At 72.0% G+C, this 14,041-nt stretch carries 11 protein-coding genes and 1 tRNA gene; 5 read left to right on the top strand and 7 right to left on the bottom strand.

The genetic code is table 11. The features are described 5' to 3' along the window. Window positions 1–57 precede the first annotated feature (57 nt). The 3 genes from ACTFTM_RS26850 to ACTFTM_RS26840 form a co-directional block, all read right to left on the bottom strand. Window positions 58–2,262 carry an MMPL family transporter gene (locus ACTFTM_RS26850; protein ID WP_449563182.1) on the bottom strand — a complete coding sequence of 735 codons (2,205 nt, stop codon included), beginning with the start codon at window positions 2,260–2,262 and terminating at the stop codon, window positions 58–60. Then, window positions 2,262–2,849, bottom strand: a complete 588-nt coding sequence (locus tag ACTFTM_RS26845) for a TetR/AcrR family transcriptional regulator (RefSeq protein WP_449563181.1) — start codon at window positions 2,847–2,849, stop codon at window positions 2,262–2,264. Before ACTFTM_RS26845 ends, ACTFTM_RS26850 begins: the two co-directional genes overlap by 1 nt. A gap of 100 nt (window positions 2,850–2,949) precedes the next feature. Next, entirely contained in the window at window positions 2,950–3,336 is a 387-nt protein-coding gene (locus tag ACTFTM_RS26840) for a winged helix-turn-helix transcriptional regulator (protein ID WP_355052881.1), read from the bottom strand. A 122-nt stretch (window positions 3,337–3,458) separates the two neighbouring features. On the opposite strand from ACTFTM_RS26840, the gene ACTFTM_RS26835 reads away from it, so the two are divergent. The 4 genes from ACTFTM_RS26835 to ACTFTM_RS26820 all read left to right on the top strand — a co-directional run bounded on the left by ACTFTM_RS26835 (window position 3,459) and on the right by ACTFTM_RS26820 (window position 8,884). Beyond that, window positions 3,459–4,958, top strand: coding sequence for an MFS transporter (locus ACTFTM_RS26835; protein WP_449563180.1), 1,500 nt, complete (start codon window positions 3,459–3,461; stop codon window positions 4,956–4,958). Next, on the top strand, window positions 4,955–5,914 hold the full coding sequence (locus ACTFTM_RS26830; protein ID WP_449563179.1) for a DNA polymerase domain-containing protein: 960 nt from the start codon (window positions 4,955–4,957) through the stop codon (window positions 5,912–5,914). Before ACTFTM_RS26835 ends, ACTFTM_RS26830 begins: the two co-directional genes overlap by 4 nt. 103 nt (window positions 5,915–6,017) lie before the next feature. Continuing rightward, window positions 6,018–6,467 carry a helix-turn-helix transcriptional regulator gene (locus tag ACTFTM_RS26825; protein WP_449563178.1) on the top strand — a complete coding sequence of 150 codons (450 nt, stop codon included), beginning with the start codon at window positions 6,018–6,020 and terminating at the stop codon, window positions 6,465–6,467. A gap of 35 nt (window positions 6,468–6,502) precedes the next feature. After that, window positions 6,503–8,884, top strand: coding sequence for an ATP-binding cassette domain-containing protein (locus tag ACTFTM_RS26820; protein ID WP_449563177.1), 2,382 nt, complete (start codon window positions 6,503–6,505; stop codon window positions 8,882–8,884). A 285-nt stretch (window positions 8,885–9,169) separates the two neighbouring features. On the opposite strand, the gene ACTFTM_RS26815 is transcribed toward ACTFTM_RS26820, so the two are convergent. From ACTFTM_RS26815 to ACTFTM_RS26800, 4 genes are all read right to left on the bottom strand, one after another. After that, window positions 9,170–9,241, bottom strand: a tRNA-Arg gene (locus ACTFTM_RS26815). Between the two features lie 92 nt (window positions 9,242–9,333). Beyond that, window positions 9,334–10,026: a winged helix-turn-helix domain-containing protein gene (locus tag ACTFTM_RS26810; RefSeq protein WP_355052838.1), complete on the bottom strand. Its 693-nt coding sequence runs from the start codon at window positions 10,024–10,026 to the stop codon at window positions 9,334–9,336. A 771-nt stretch (window positions 10,027–10,797) separates the two neighbouring features. Beyond that, a complete protein-coding gene (locus ACTFTM_RS26805) occupies window positions 10,798–11,466 on the bottom strand; it encodes a DUF305 domain-containing protein (RefSeq protein ID WP_449563176.1) in 669 nt (222 codons plus the stop codon). 8 nt (window positions 11,467–11,474) lie between these two features. Next, window positions 11,475–12,275 (bottom strand): DUF3105 domain-containing protein, encoded by an 801-nt coding sequence (locus ACTFTM_RS26800; RefSeq protein WP_449563175.1) that lies wholly within the window; start codon window positions 12,273–12,275, stop codon window positions 11,475–11,477. A 98-nt stretch (window positions 12,276–12,373) separates the two neighbouring features. On the opposite strand from ACTFTM_RS26800, the gene argS reads away from it, so the two are divergent. Beyond that, window positions 12,374–14,041, top strand: coding sequence for an arginine--tRNA ligase (argS, locus tag ACTFTM_RS26795; protein ID WP_449563174.1), 1,668 nt, complete (start codon window positions 12,374–12,376; stop codon window positions 14,039–14,041).

The raw sequence follows: 14,041 nt of genomic DNA, 5'->3' as shown, positions 1-14,041 counted from the left end.
AGTGCCCGGGTCGGGGCGCAACGGGCACCACAACTCCATGATCGACCAGCCTGGGGGCTAGACGCGCGTCGGCTCCTGGGCCGTCAGGTGGTCTCGCAGGCCCTCGCCCTCGATGTCGACGTTCGGCAGGGCCCGGGACAGCCAGCGGGGCAGCCACCAGGCGCGGTCACCGAGCAGCGACATCACGGCCGGGACGATGGTCATGCGGACCACGAAGGCGTCGATGGCCACGCCGACGGCGAGCGCGAAGCCCATCGACTTGATCACCGGGTCCTCGAGGAACACGAAGCCCCCGAACACCGACATCATGATCAGCGCCGCGGCGGTGACCACCCGGGCGCCGTGTCCCATGCCGCTGATCGTGGCCGCGCGGGCGCTCTCGCCGTGCACGAAGTCCTCCCGCATCCGGGACACCAGGAACACCTCGTAGTCCATGGCGAGCCCGAACAGGATGCCGATGAGCAGGATCGGCAGGAAGCTGATCAGCGGACCGGGCGTGTCCAGGCCGACCAGGTCGGCGAGGTGTCCCTGCTGGAACACCGCCACCGTGATGCCGAACGTGGCGGCGACGGTGAGCAGGAAGCCCAGCGCGGCCTTGACCGGCACCAGCAGCGAGCGGAAGACCAGCATCAGCAGCAGGACCGAGAGCCCCACCACCAGCAGCAGGTAGATCGGCAGCGCGTCGGAGAGCTTCTCGGAGACGTCGATGCCGATCGCGGTGACGCCGGTGAGCAGCACGTCCGCGCCCCGGATGCCGCTCACCGAGTTCCGCACGTCGTGCACCAGCGTCTCGGTGGCCTCGTCGGTCGGGCCGGTCTTGGGCACCACGCCGAGCAGCGCCGTCCGGCCGTCCGGGCTGAGCTGCGGCGGCGCCACCGCGAGGACGTTCTCGGTACGTTGCAGCAGCGCGGTGACCTGCGGTACGGCGGCCGAGGTCGCCTGCGCGTCGTCGCCCGCGACGACCACCGCGAGCCGTCCGGTGAAGCCCGGTCCGAAGCCCTCGACGGTCAGGTCGTTCGCCACCCGGGCGGGAGAGCCGACGGCGGCCGTCGCCGCGCCCGGCAGCGCCAGCCGCATGTCCGGCGTGGGCAGCGCGAGCAGCCCCAGGCCGAGCAGCCCGACCAGGATCACGGGTACGCGGAAACGGGTGACGAACCGGGCCCAGCGGAAGCCGAACGCGGACTGGTCCTCGGTCGGCGCAGGCCGGTCGACGTCCGTGTCGGCGTCCGGCGTGCCGTCGTTGGCGAGCGCCCGCAGCCGGCGGGGCAGGACGCGACGACCGGCGAAGCCGAGCAGCGCCGGCTGGAGGGTGATCGCGACGAGGACGGCCACGGTGACGGTGCCGGCGGCGGCGAGACCCATCACGGTGAGGAACGGGATGTCCACCACGGCCAGCCCGGCGAGCGCGATGACGACGGTGGCGCCCGCGAAGACCACGGCGGAGCCGGCGGTGCCCACGGCCCGGCCGACCGCCTCGTCCGGCGGCAGGCCGTCGAGCAGGTTCTGCCGGTGCCGGGAGGTGATGAACAGCGAGTAGTCGATGCCCACGGCGAGGCCGAGCATCAGCGCGAGGATCGGCGCCGTGCTGGTCAACTCGATGACGCCGCTCAGCGCGAACAGGCCGGCCATGCCGACGCCCACGCCGATCAGCGCGTTGAGCATCGTCATGCCGGCGGCTACCAGCGAGCCGAACGTGATGATCAGGACGATCGCGGCGACCAGGACGCCGAGCGCCTCGGTCGAGCCGACCTCCGGCTCCCCGCCCAGCACCTCACCGCCCGGCGCGACCTGCCAGCCCTTGGCCTTGGCCGCCGCGCCGACCTCCTCGTACGCGGTCTTCTGCGCGTCGGTCACCTCGTCCGCCCCGGTGGCGAACTGGACCTGGACCAGCGCGTACCGGCCGTTGGGCGAGACGGCCCCGACCTGGAGCGGGTTGACCGCGCCCACGACGCCGGGCAGCGTCCCGGCCTGCTGAACCAGTTCCTGCACCACGGCCTGGCCCTCCGGTGTGGCCAGTTGGCCGTCCCCGGGCGCCTTGAGGGTGATCGTGCCCGTGGCGCCGCTGGCCGCGGGGAACTGCTCGGCGAGCAGATCGAGCGCGCGCTGGCTCTCGGTTCCGGGCATGGTGAAGTTGCTCGCCGTCGGGCCGCGCAGGGTCGCCGCGGCCAGGCCGGCACCGACGAGTACGACGAGCCAGAGCGCGACGACGAGCCGTCGCCGGCGCAACGCGCCCCGGCCGAGCCGGTAGAGCAGGGTGGCCATCAGGAGTCCTTGTCCTCGGTCGTGGGTGGTTGGGGCTGGGGTGACCCGGCGGGTTCGACGGCCCGCCGGGCGAGGGTGAGCAGAGCGGGACGCAGCTCGTCGTCGGGGATGTCGACGAACTCGGCGCACGCCTCGGAGATGCCGGCCAGCAGCACCAGCGCGGCGATCCGCGCGCCGGGTGCGTCGGAGTGGCCGGCCAACGCGTCGCGCAGCCGTTCGGAGATCTGCTGGATGTGGGCGAAGGCCGGCTGGCACAGCAGTTCCGGGAACTCGCCACGCAGGACGGCGATCTCCCGCCGGAACCGGACCGCGAGGTCGACGAAGCCGACCGCGGCGACCTCCTGGGCGGCTGCGCCGGTCAGGCCGCTGAGCTGGTCGTCGAGGTCGGTCAGCACCGTGATGGCGGGTGCCATCAGCTCGGCGAGCAGGGCTTCCTTGTTGGCGAAGTGGTAGAGCACGGTGGCCTTGGAGCAGCCGACCTCGCGGGCGATGTCCTGCAACGAGGTGCCCCGGTAGCCGGTCACCGCGAACCGTCGCGCCGCCGCCGCGAGGATCTCGCCGTGCGTCTCGGACACCGCTCTCGCCATCACCGGTCCACCTCCGTGAACCAGCATGCCTGACCGATCGGTCAGACCCTGACCGATCGGTCAGACGAACCGGGTGGCGTTCCCCACACCCGGTTCCCGTTTAGTCGGCGTGCTCCGCGTCGTACCTGGTCCGCGCCTCGGCGATGGCCCGGCGGTGGCGTTCGGCCCAGCTCGTCAGCGCCACCAGTGACTCGTACAGCTCCAGCGCCATCGGGGTGGCCACGTACTCGACCTTGGGTGGCACGGTCGGATAGACGGTGCGGTGCAGCAGGCCGTCGCGTTCCAGGTTGCGCAGAGTCAGCGTGAGCATCCGGCGGCTGATGCCCTCGATGTGCCGCTCCAGCTCGGTGAAGCGCACCGGGCCGTGCGAGGCGGCCACCAGGATGCCGATGCTCCACTTGCCGCCGACCCGGTCGAGCACCTCACGGACGGTGCACGCCCGGGCCTGCCCCGGCGTGAAGGGCACGTTCCCGGGTGAGCAGGTCAGCTCGGCCTCCACCAGGGCGGACACATCGCTGTTCCTCTGGGACACGACAGTGCCTCCTTCCGCTCCCGCCAATGGTCACAGACGATGGCGTCGGTAACAAACCGTGCACCAAGGAGGATTCCGTGGACCGAGGCACCCCGTCCCGCTGGCCTGCGCTGCTGGTGCTCTGCGCCGGCAGCCTCATGATCATTCTGGATGGCAGCGTCGTGTCGGTGGCCCTGCCCGCCGTGCAGCGCGACCTGGGCTTCACGGCCGCCGGCCTGGCCTGGGTGGTCAACGCCTACCTGGTGGCGTTCGGCGGACTGCTGCTGCTCGCCGGCCGCCTCGGTGACCTGCTCGGCCGACGCCGGGTCTTCCTGGCCGGCGTCGTGCTGTTCACCGTGGCCTCGGCGGCCTGCGCGGCGGCAAGCGGTCCGGCCCTGCTCGTCGGCGCGCGGTTCGGCCAGGGCGTCGGCGGGGCGCTGGCCATGGCGGTCAGCCTCGGCATGATCGTCCGGCTCTACCCCGAACCGGCCGAGCGGGCCCGCGCGATCGCCGTCTACAGCTTCACCGGGGCTGCCGGCGCATCCGTCGGCACGGTGGCCGGGGGAGTGCTGACCGAGCTGGCCGGCTGGCGCTCGATCTTCCTGGTGAACCTCCCGATCGGCGCGGCGATCCTGCTCGCCGCCGTACGCCGGCTCCCCGCCGAACGGGGCGTCGGTCTGCGGGCCGGCCTCGACGTGCCGGGCGCGCTGCTCGCCACCGCCGGCCTGATGGCCGCCGTGCTGGGCATCGTGGGTACGGGCGAACACGGTTGGACCAGCCCGCGAACCCTGGGCGCGATGGCGCTCGCCGTGCTGCTGCTCGGCGGCTTCGCGGTACGCCAGCGCGTGGCGTCCACCCCGCTGCTGCCGGCCCGGCTGCTGCGCGTGCCCGGCCTGCTCGCGGCGAACACCGTGCAGTTCCTCATGGTGGCCGCGTTCTTCGGCTTCCAGTTCCTGCTCGCCGTGGAGCTGCAACTGGTGCTCGGGCTGGACGCGGCGGCGACCGGCTGGGCCTTCCTGCCCACCCCGGTGGTGATCGCGGTGGTGTCGCTCGGCCTGGCGGGCCGACTGATCGCCCGCTGGGGCGCCCGAACCGTGCTGCTGACCGGACTCGGCCTGGCCGTCGTCGGGTTCCTGCTGCTCGCCCGGTTGTCCGCCGACGGTGGCTACGTCGCCGACGTACTCCCGGCGATGTTGATCTTCGGGGTGGCCGGCGGCCTGACCCTGCCGGCGGTCACCACGCTGGCCATGGCCGGCGCGACCGACGCCGACGCCGGGCTCGCCTCCGGTCTGGCCAACACGACCCAGCAGGTCGGGGGAGCGGTCGGCCTGGCGGCCCTGGCGACCCTGGCGGCGGCCCGCAGCGACGGTCTACGGTCCGCCGGCCAGACCGAGGTGGTCGCGCTGGCCGGCGGTTACCGGGTCGCGTACACGGTGGCCGCTGCCCTGGTGCTCGCCGCGCTGCTGGTGGCACTGGCCACCGGCCCGCGACGGCCGGCCGACGCGCGTCCCGACGACGACGGACGTGGCGATCGTTCGGGATCGGAGCGCCGTGTCCGGTTGACCGACGACGCCGAGGCGGCGAGGGTGATCGGGTGAGTGAGGCTGACGAGACCCGCGACGGCGTGGCCCTGACGAACCTGGACCAGCCGCTGTCCGACCGTGACGACGCGACCAAGCGCGACCTCGTCGACTACCTCGACGCCGTCCGGGAGCCGATCGTCGGGCAGCTCCGTGACCGGCCGCTGTCGGTGATCCGCGTCCGGCCCGGCCAGCCGCCGTTCATGCAGAAGAACCTGCCCCGCTACACCCCGGACTGGGTACGCCGGACGGCGGTCTGGGCCGAGGCGTCGCACCGGGAGATCTCGTACGCCCTCTGCGACGACCGGCGCACCCTGCTCTGGTTCGCCAACCAGCGCGCGGTCGAGTACCACCCGACCCTGGCCACCGCGACCGACCCGCACCGACCGACCCACCTCGTGCTCGACCTGGACCCGCCCGAGGGGGACGGGTTCCGCGCGGCGGTCGACGCGGCGCTGCTGGTCCGCCAGGCGCTCGCCGACGCCGGTCTGGCCGGGGCGGTCAAGACCAGCGGAGCCAAGGGCGTGCACGTCTTCGTCCCGGTCACGGGCGACGCCACCGCCGAGGAGCTGGCCGCCGCCACCCGGGCCCTCGCCGTCCGCGCCGAACGGCTCGACCCGGCGCTCGCCACCACCGCGTACATCCGCGAGGACCGGGGCGGGAAGGTGTTCGTGGACGCCACCCGCTCCGGCGGGGCGACGGTCGTGGCCGCGTACAGCCCGCGCCTGCGGCCCGGGATGCCGGTGTCCTTCCCGGTCGACTGGGCCGACCTGACCAGGGTGAGCCCGTCGGACTTCACCATCCGGACGGTTCCGGCGCTGCTCGCCGGAACCGACCCGTGGGTCGCGCTGCTGCCGGAACCCCAGCAGATCCCCGCCGACCTGGTCGCCGAGGGTCGCGCCATCCCGGTGGCCCGCGTGCAGGCCATGCACGAGGGCAAGCGCCGGGCCCGCGCCCGCCGAGAAACCACCTGACGGTACGCCCCGACGACCGCCCCACCCGCCGCCGCGCGGCTCGGGTCAGGCTCCGCAGTCCGGCGGTCCGGTGTTGTCGGGGTTCTGTGGCACGATTTTCCGGGTGACCAGCCGATCTACGGAGAGCCAGCGCCTCGCCGACCTCGCGCGGCTGCGTCGCGTCCGCGACCGCATCGACCGGGAGTACGCGCAGCCGCTGGACGTCGAGGCGCTCGCCCGGGGCGTCCACATGTCGGCCGGGCACCTCAGCCGGGAGTTCCGGCTCGCCTACGGCGAATCCCCGTACAGCTATCTCATGACCCGGCGCGTGGAGCGCGCCATGGCCCTGCTGCGTCGTGGCGACATGAGCGTCACCGATGTATGTTTCGCGGTCGGCTGCTCGTCGCTCGGCACCTTCAGCACCCGGTTCACCGAACTGGTCGGTATGCCACCCAGCACCTACCGCCGGGAGGCGGCGCTGTCGACGGTCGGGCTGCCGTCCTGCACCGCGAAGCAGGTCACCAGGCCCATCAGGAATCGAGAAGCGCAGGTCATGCCGCCACCCGTAGCGTGACCGGGTCCCGCCCACCCGAGTAGATGGAGAGACGATTGAGCAAGGCCACGGACTCGCCCGCGGCACACGTCGCCGACCGCCACGACCTGATCCGGGTACAGGGCGCTCGCGTCAACAACCTCAAGGACGTCACCGTCGAGCTGCCGAAGCGTCGTCTCACGGTGTTCACCGGGGTCTCCGGCTCGGGCAAGAGCTCGCTGGTGTTCGGCACCATCGCGGCGGAGTCGCAGCGGATGATCAACGAGACCTACAGCGCCTTCCTCCAGGGCTTCATGCCGACGCTGACCCGGCCCGAGGTCGACGTCCTGGCCGGCCTGACCACCGCGATCATCGTCGACCAGGAGCGGATGGGCGCCAACGCCCGCTCCACCGTCGGCACCGCCACCGACGCCAACGCGATGCTGCGCATCCTGTTCAGCCGGCTCGGGCAGCCGCACATCGGCTCGCCGAACGCGTTCTCCTTCAACGTCCCCTCGGTCCGGGCGACCGGCGCGATCACCGTGGAGCGCGGCGCGGGCAAGACGAAGACCGAGAAGGCGACCTTCAACCGCCTGGGCGGCATGTGCCCGCGCTGCGAGGGCATGGGCAACGTCACCGACTTCGACCTCTCCGCGCTCTACGACGACAGCAAGTCGCTCAACGAGGGCGCGATCACGATCCCCGGTTACAGCATGGAGGGCTGGTACGGCCGGATCTTCCGGGGCTGCGGCTACTTCGACCCGGACAAGCCGATCAGCAAGTACACCAAGCGGGAGTTGCAGGACCTGCTCCACCGGGAACCGACCAAGATCAAGGTTGAGGGCATCAACCTGACGTACTCGGGCCTGATCCCGCAGATCCAGAAGTCGTTCCTCTCCAAGGACATCGACACGTTGCAGCCGCACATCCGGGCCTTCGTGGACCGGGCGGTCACGTTCACCACCTGCCCCGACTGCGACGGCACCCGGCTCAGCGCCGAGGCCCGCTCGTCGAAGATCGCGGGCAAGAACATCGCCGACGTCTGCGCCATGCAGATCAGCGACCTGGCGGCCTGGGTCCGGGGCATCCAGGAGCCGTCGGTCGCGCCGCTGCTCAGCGGGCTGCAACACCTCCTCGACTCGTTCGAGGAGATCGGGCTGGGCTACCTGTCGCTCGACCGGCCGTCGGGCACGCTCTCCGGTGGCGAGGCGCAGCGCACGAAGATGATCCGCCACCTCGGGTCATCGCTCACCGACGTCACGTACGTCTTCGACGAACCGACGATCGGGCTGCACCCGCACGACATCGCCCGCATGAACGGCCTGCTGCTGCGCCTGCGCGACAAGGGCAACACCGTCCTGGTCGTGGAGCACAAGCCGGAGGCCATCGCCATCGCCGACCACGTCGTCGACCTCGGTCCCGGCGCCGGCACCGCCGGTGGTGAGGTGGTGTTCGAGGGCACCGTCGACGGGCTGCGCGCCAGCGACACCCTGACCGGGCGGCACCTGGACGACCGGGCCGCGCTGAAGACCTCGGTGCGTACGCCGTCCGGCACACTCGCCGTGCGGGGCGCGAACACCCACAACCTGCGCGACGTCGACGTCGACATCCCGCTCGGCGTCCTCGTCGTCGTGACCGGCGTGGCCGGATCGGGCAAGAGTTCGCTCATCCACGGCTCGGTGTCCGGCACCGACGGCGTGGTGTCGGTCGACCAGAGCGCCATCCGCGGCTCCCGACGGAGCAACCCCGCGACGTACACGGGCCTGCTCGACCCGATCCGCAAGGCGTTCGCGAAGGCCAACGGCGTGAAGCCCGCGCTGTTCAGCGCCAACTCCGAGGGCGCCTGCCCCGGCTGCAACGGCGCGGGCGTCATCTACACCGACCTGGGGATGATGGCCGGCGTGGCCGCCACCTGCGAGGAGTGCGAGGGGCGCCGGTTCCAGGCGTCCGTGCTGGAATACCGGTTCGGTGGCCGGGACATCAGCGAGGTGCTCGCCATGTCGGTGACCGAGGCGGAGGCGTTCTTCGGCACCGGCGAGGCGCGTACGCCGGCCGCGCACGCCATCCTCGACCGGCTCGTCGACGTCGGGCTCGGCTACCTCAGCCTCGGCCAGCCGCTGACCACCCTGTCCGGCGGCGAGCGGCAGCGGCTGAAGCTGGCCACCCGCATGGCCGAGAAGGGCGGCATCTACGTCCTCGACGAGCCGACCACCGGCCTGCACCTCGCCGACGTCGAGCAACTGCTCGGCCTGCTGGACCGGCTCGTCGACTCCGGCACGTCGGTGATCGTCGTCGAGCATCACCAGGCGGTCATGGCACACGCCGACTGGATCATCGACCTGGGCCCGGGCGCCGGCCACGACGGCGGCCGGATCGTCTTCGAAGGCACCCCGGCCGACCTGGTAGCCACCCGCAGCACCCTGACCGGAGAACACCTGGCGGAGTACGTAGGCCGCTGAGCCCGCCTGCCCCCAAGGCCGCCGGCGTTCCGGGGCGTGCCGCGGCGTTCCGGGGCGTTCCGCGGCGCTCCGCGGCGCTCCGCGATCTTGCACTTTCGGTGGCGACAAAAGGTGCATCCCGCCCAAACCGATAACCGAAACTGCAAGATCGCGGAGCTGACCCGGGCGGGGTCGGGTCGACGCGAGCCGGCGGCGGGTGCGTGGGGTCCGGGGCTCGGCCCCGGGACAGAAATGACAAGCGCTCCAGGTCCGCGCTTCTCAGCGGACATGGAGCGCGAAAGCTTGTGCCCCCGGCAGGATTCGAACCTGCGCCCCCGCCTCCGGAGGGCGGTGCTCTATCCCCTGAGCTACGGGGGCTCAGCGACTGGAGAAGACTAGCAAACCTCCTCCGCGTACGCCGAATCGGTATCGGGTGGGCCGATCGTGTCGGCGACCGGCCCACCCGGTACTCAGGCCGCGACCGCCCGTCCGCAACTGGGCAGCGGGTGCAGGACGATCCGCCGGGGCAGTCGGCGCGGCCACTCGTTGCGGGGCCAGGACCCGTCCACGATCAGGTGAACGGTGCGCTGTTCCTCGCCACTGAGGCGTAGTACGAAGTCGCGGGGGAGCGGCGGGTCGACCGTCGGCGTCGTGATCATGAAGCGCACCCGGCCCCGGGACGACACGGCGGAGATCACGTCGGCGGCCGGCATCGTGCCGCGCAGCCGTACCCGCCCGATCCAGTAGACCTCGGCCAGGTGCTCCTGGGCCGTCCGGGTGATCGCCGGGTACTCGCTGCGTACCCACCGTTCGACCGCGCTGACGCAGAGCCCGCAGGCCCGCTCGCGCGGCTCGCGCGGACCCAACCCCCAGGCTCGGAGGTACGCCCCGACCGCGCCCACGTCCAACGGAAGGTCGAACCGGCGCTGGATGAGCGTGGTGAGGCTCTGCCGCGTCCACAGCTCCTCGTCCAGGCCGAACTCGTCGGGGTGGACGCCCCGGAGTGTGTCGATCAGTTCGAGTTCCTGCTCGCGGCTGAGCATTCCCGGCTCGCCCTGCCGCTGTCCGCGACGGACGGCTGCCACCGCCCCGTCACCGCCGATGGTGTGGCGTCGGCACCAACTGGTGACCGAGCGCCGTGCGTCTCTGAGTGCAACCCCCACGTCTTGGGCAACGAGCCCGAATCACAACTGGTCACGATATGTGTGGAGAAAACTCTCTAAGCAACGTAATCGCCTGTCCAACGCAAAACGCCCACAAGTTACGATATGGCATTTATGGGGCACGGAGGTCTTCGGGCGGCCCGACAGACCCGGCGGCGAGGGCGGGGCCGGCGCCGACCCGGCGTGGTCCGTCGCCAGGTCGCCGATGTTGCGGCATCCGCACGCCTGGACACCGCCACATCGCCGATCTCGTGTGGATCAACGCGCATCTCGGCGGCGCGGAGTGCCGTGATCGTCTCGGGCTCTTGGAAGTCGGGGTGTCCCGGCCGCACGGACAGCCCGCTTTGCAGGAACCCGAGTCGATCACCGAGAGCGCGCCCCGCCCGCTAGACCGCGCCGCGCCGTGCCTGCTGCGCTACGCGCCGCGCCCCACGTTCAGCCCAGCCCGCGCCCGCACCGCGCCCGCCCCACGCCCGCCCCACGCCCGCGCCCGCACCGCGCCCGTGCCCGCACCGCGCCTGCGCCCGCGCCCAGCCCGCGCCGAGCCCGCACCGCGCCCAGCCCGCACCGCGCCCAGCCCAGCACCGCGCTCGCGCCCGTCCGCGCTTGGCCGCGCTTGGCCGCACCCGCCCGCGCTGCGCTGCGGCCCGCTGGATCTCACCGCGGCCCGCTGCGGCCCGGCCCGCCTACGACAGGTGGCCGGCAATGGGCCGGGCCCGCGTCCCGCCTAGGTGCTGCGGTGACGCGGGCCCGGTGCGCCCTCGGAGTGGATCAGCCCTTGGCCTGCGCCTGGAGCTGCCGGAGGTTGTTCAGCTCGGACTGCTGGGTGGTCTTCATGGTCTCGGCCACGCGTACCACCTCGGCGTTGTCGGTCTCGGCGAGCGCCGCGTCGATCATGTGGATCCCGCCCAGGTGGTGGTTGTACATGAGGGCCAGGAACTGCCGGTCGACCTCGATGCCCTTGGCGTCGCGCAGGGCGGCCATCTGCTCCGGCGTGGCCATGCCCGGCATCAGCCCGTCCTTGACGCTCGCCCCGTCGGACATCCACGACATCGGCGGCTGCGAGCCGGTCGGGCTGAGCCCCCACTCGCGCAGCCAGGTCTGCATGGCGCCGATCTCGCCCTGCTGACCGGTGGCGATGTCGACGGCGATCTGCCGGACCTCGGGCAGCGTCGCCGACCGGTACGCGATCAGGCTCATCTCCACGGCCTGGGTGTGGTGGGTCGTCATGTCCCGGGCGAAGCCCGCCTCGACCGAGGCGTCACCGGGGCGGATGAGCCGGGGGGTGAGCAGACCGCCGGCGTACCCGAGCAACAGCCCCACCACCAGCAGGGCGGCCAACGCGAGCACGCCGTAACGCCGCGCCGGCGCCCGGCCGTCCTCGTCCGGGACGGCCGGGGCCTCGTCGTACTCGCTGTCGGTGGTGGCGGGGGCTGTCATCGACGTCCTTACTGGGTGGGCGGCTGCTGCTGGAGCTCACGCGGGGTGGTGCCGGTGGCGGTCACGCCCTGGTTGCAGAGCGCCGTGGGGCCCTCGACGGAGGCGTTCACCCGCAGGTCCTTGATGAAGTCGTCGATCCGCTTGTCGTCGGCGTTGTCGACCTTGAGCTGGTAGCCCCACGCCTGGAGCGAGATCGGCTTGTCCAGACCCTCGTACGGGCTCATCAGCATCTTCTCGACGCCACGCACCTTGCCGGCGAGCTTCTCGACCTGGTCCTTGGGCAGGTCGGGGCGGTACGTGATCCAGACCGCGCCGTGCTCCAGGCTGTGCACGGCGTGCTCGCTGGCGATCGGGGCGTCGTACACGTCGCCCATGCAGTTCTGCCAGGCCGCGTTGTGCACGCCACCCACCGGCGGCGAGTACTTGTAGGTCAGCGGGCCGGCCTTGTGCGCCTCGTACTTGAGGCTCTCCGGGTCGGCCTTGCGGATGTTGGTGATGCCGTCGATGGCGTTGGCCCGCTTGTCCCACGGCTTGGAGCCCTGGAACGCCGCCCACGCGCCGTAGCCGATGATGCCGGCCGCGAGCACGCCCACGGCGACGAAGAGCGCGATGGGGCCCCACGCGCGGCCCTGGCTCACCTTGACCGGGGCGACCGGCTTGCGGGGGCCCTTGCCGCCGGCCCGGGGGGAGCCCGCCGGCTTGCCGGAACCGGCCTTGGCGCCGGACGCCGGCCGGCCCGCGGCCGGCTTCTTGCCGGTGCTGACCACGGTCGGGCGGCGCTCTGGGCCACCCGGGGTGCTGATGCTCATCGTGCCTCGTCAAGTCGGTCGGTCAGGGGAGATGGCGGGCCGGTTGACGCGCAGGGTAGCCGCCGAGTGCCCGAGTCTACCCCCGATAACATGGTTGGGTGACTCCTGCAGAACTCGCCTCGGTCGTCCTCACCGCCGCCCACGCCGTCTTCACCGACCGTGGCCTGGATCACGCCGCGTTGCCGGAGCGCACGGTGGTGGAGCGACCGCGCAACCCCGAGCACGGCGACTACGCCTCCACGCTCGCTCTGCAGTTGAGTAAGAAGGTGGGCGTCCCGCCGCGTGAGCTGGCCAACGCCCTGGCCGACGCGCTGGGTCGGGCGCCCGGGATCAAGTCGGTGGAGATCGCCGGGCCGGGCTTTCTCAATATCCGGCTCGACGCCGCCGCCGCCGGCCAGCTCGCCCGGCTGATCGTCGAGGCCGGCGCGGAGTACGGACGCAGCGACCGGCTCGCCGGCGAGACGATCAACCTGGAGTTCGTCTCGGCCAACCCCACCGGCCCGGTGCACATCGGCGGCGTCCGCTGGGCGGCCGTCGGTGACGCGCTGAGCCGGCTGCTACGCGCGACCGGCGCCGAGGTCGGCACGGAGTACTACTTCAACGACGCCGGCTCGCAGATCGACCGCTTCGCCCAATCGCTGCTGGCCGCCGCGAAGGGCGAGGCCGTGCCGGAGGACGGCTACGGCGGGGCGTACATCGCGGAGATCGCCACCGAGGTGCAGGCCCGCCGGCCCGACGTGCTCGGCCTGGACGACGCCGCCGCCCAGGAGGTGTTCCGGGTCGAGGGTGTCGCGCTGATGTTCGACGAGATCCGCTCGTCGCTGCGCGACTTCGGGGTGGAGTTCGACACCTACTTCAACGAGAAGGACCTGCACGACCGGGGCGAGCTGGATCTCGCGCTGGCGCGGCTGCGCGAGCAGGGCCACCTGTACGAGTCCGAGGGCGCCACCTGGCTGCGGACCACCGACTTCGGTGACGACAAGGACCGGGTGCTGCGCAAGTCCAACGGCGAGTGGACGTACTTCGCCGCGGACTGCGCCTACTACCTCGACAAGCGCGAGCGCGGCTTCGAGCGGGTCGTGATCATGCTGGGCGCCGACCACCACGGCTACATCGGCCGGATGAAGGCGATGGCGGCCTGCTTCGGCGACGACCCGGAGCGGAACCTGGAGATCCTCATCGGGCAGTTGGTCAACCTGCTGCGCGACGGCGCTCCGATGCGGATGAGCAAGCGGGCCGGCACGGTGATCACCCTGGAGGACCTGGTCGAGGCGATCGGCGTGGACGCCTCCCGGTACGCGCTGGCCCGCTACTCCAGCGACTCCCCGATCGACATCGACATCGAGCTGTGGACCCGGGCCACCCGCGACAACCCGGTCTACTACGTGCAGTACGTGGCCGCCCGGACGGCGGGCGTGGCCCGCAACGCCGCCGAGGTGGGCCTGGTCCCGGGTGACGCCGAGGCGTTCCGCCCCGAGCTGCTGGAACACGAGAAGGAGAACGAGCTGCTCAAGGCGCTCGCCGAGTTCCCGGCGGTGGTGGCCACGGCCGCCGAGCTGCGCGAGCCGCACCGGGTGGCCCGCTACCTGGAGGAGAGCGTCGCCGCCTCCTACCACCGGTTCTACGACAACTGCCGGGTGCTGCCGTTGGGCGACGAGGAGGTCACCGACCTGCACCGCGCCCGGCTCTGGCTCAACAACGCCACCCGCACGGTGATCGCCAACGGCCTGCGCCTGCTCGGCGTCTCCGCCCCCGAGAGGATGTGA

Source organism: Micromonospora sp. RB23 (assembly GCF_053585025.1).
Note: the sequence above shows the minus strand (reverse complement) of the source record. Positions and strands in the feature narration are given on the sequence as shown.

Coding starts and splice junctions, on each gene's coding strand:
- ACTFTM_RS26850 (WP_449563182.1), bottom strand. CDS start 2,262: ATGGCCACCCTGCTCTACCGGCTCGGCCGGGGCGCGTTGCGCCGGCGA.
- ACTFTM_RS26845 (WP_449563181.1), bottom strand. CDS start 2,849: ATGGCGAGAGCGGTGTCCGAGACGCACGGCGAGATCCTCGCGGCGGCG.
- ACTFTM_RS26805 (WP_449563176.1), bottom strand. CDS start 11,466: ATGACAGCCCCCGCCACCACCGACAGCGAGTACGACGAGGCCCCGGCC.
- ACTFTM_RS26800 (WP_449563175.1), bottom strand. CDS start 12,275: ATGAGCATCAGCACCCCGGGTGGCCCAGAGCGCCGCCCGACCGTGGTC.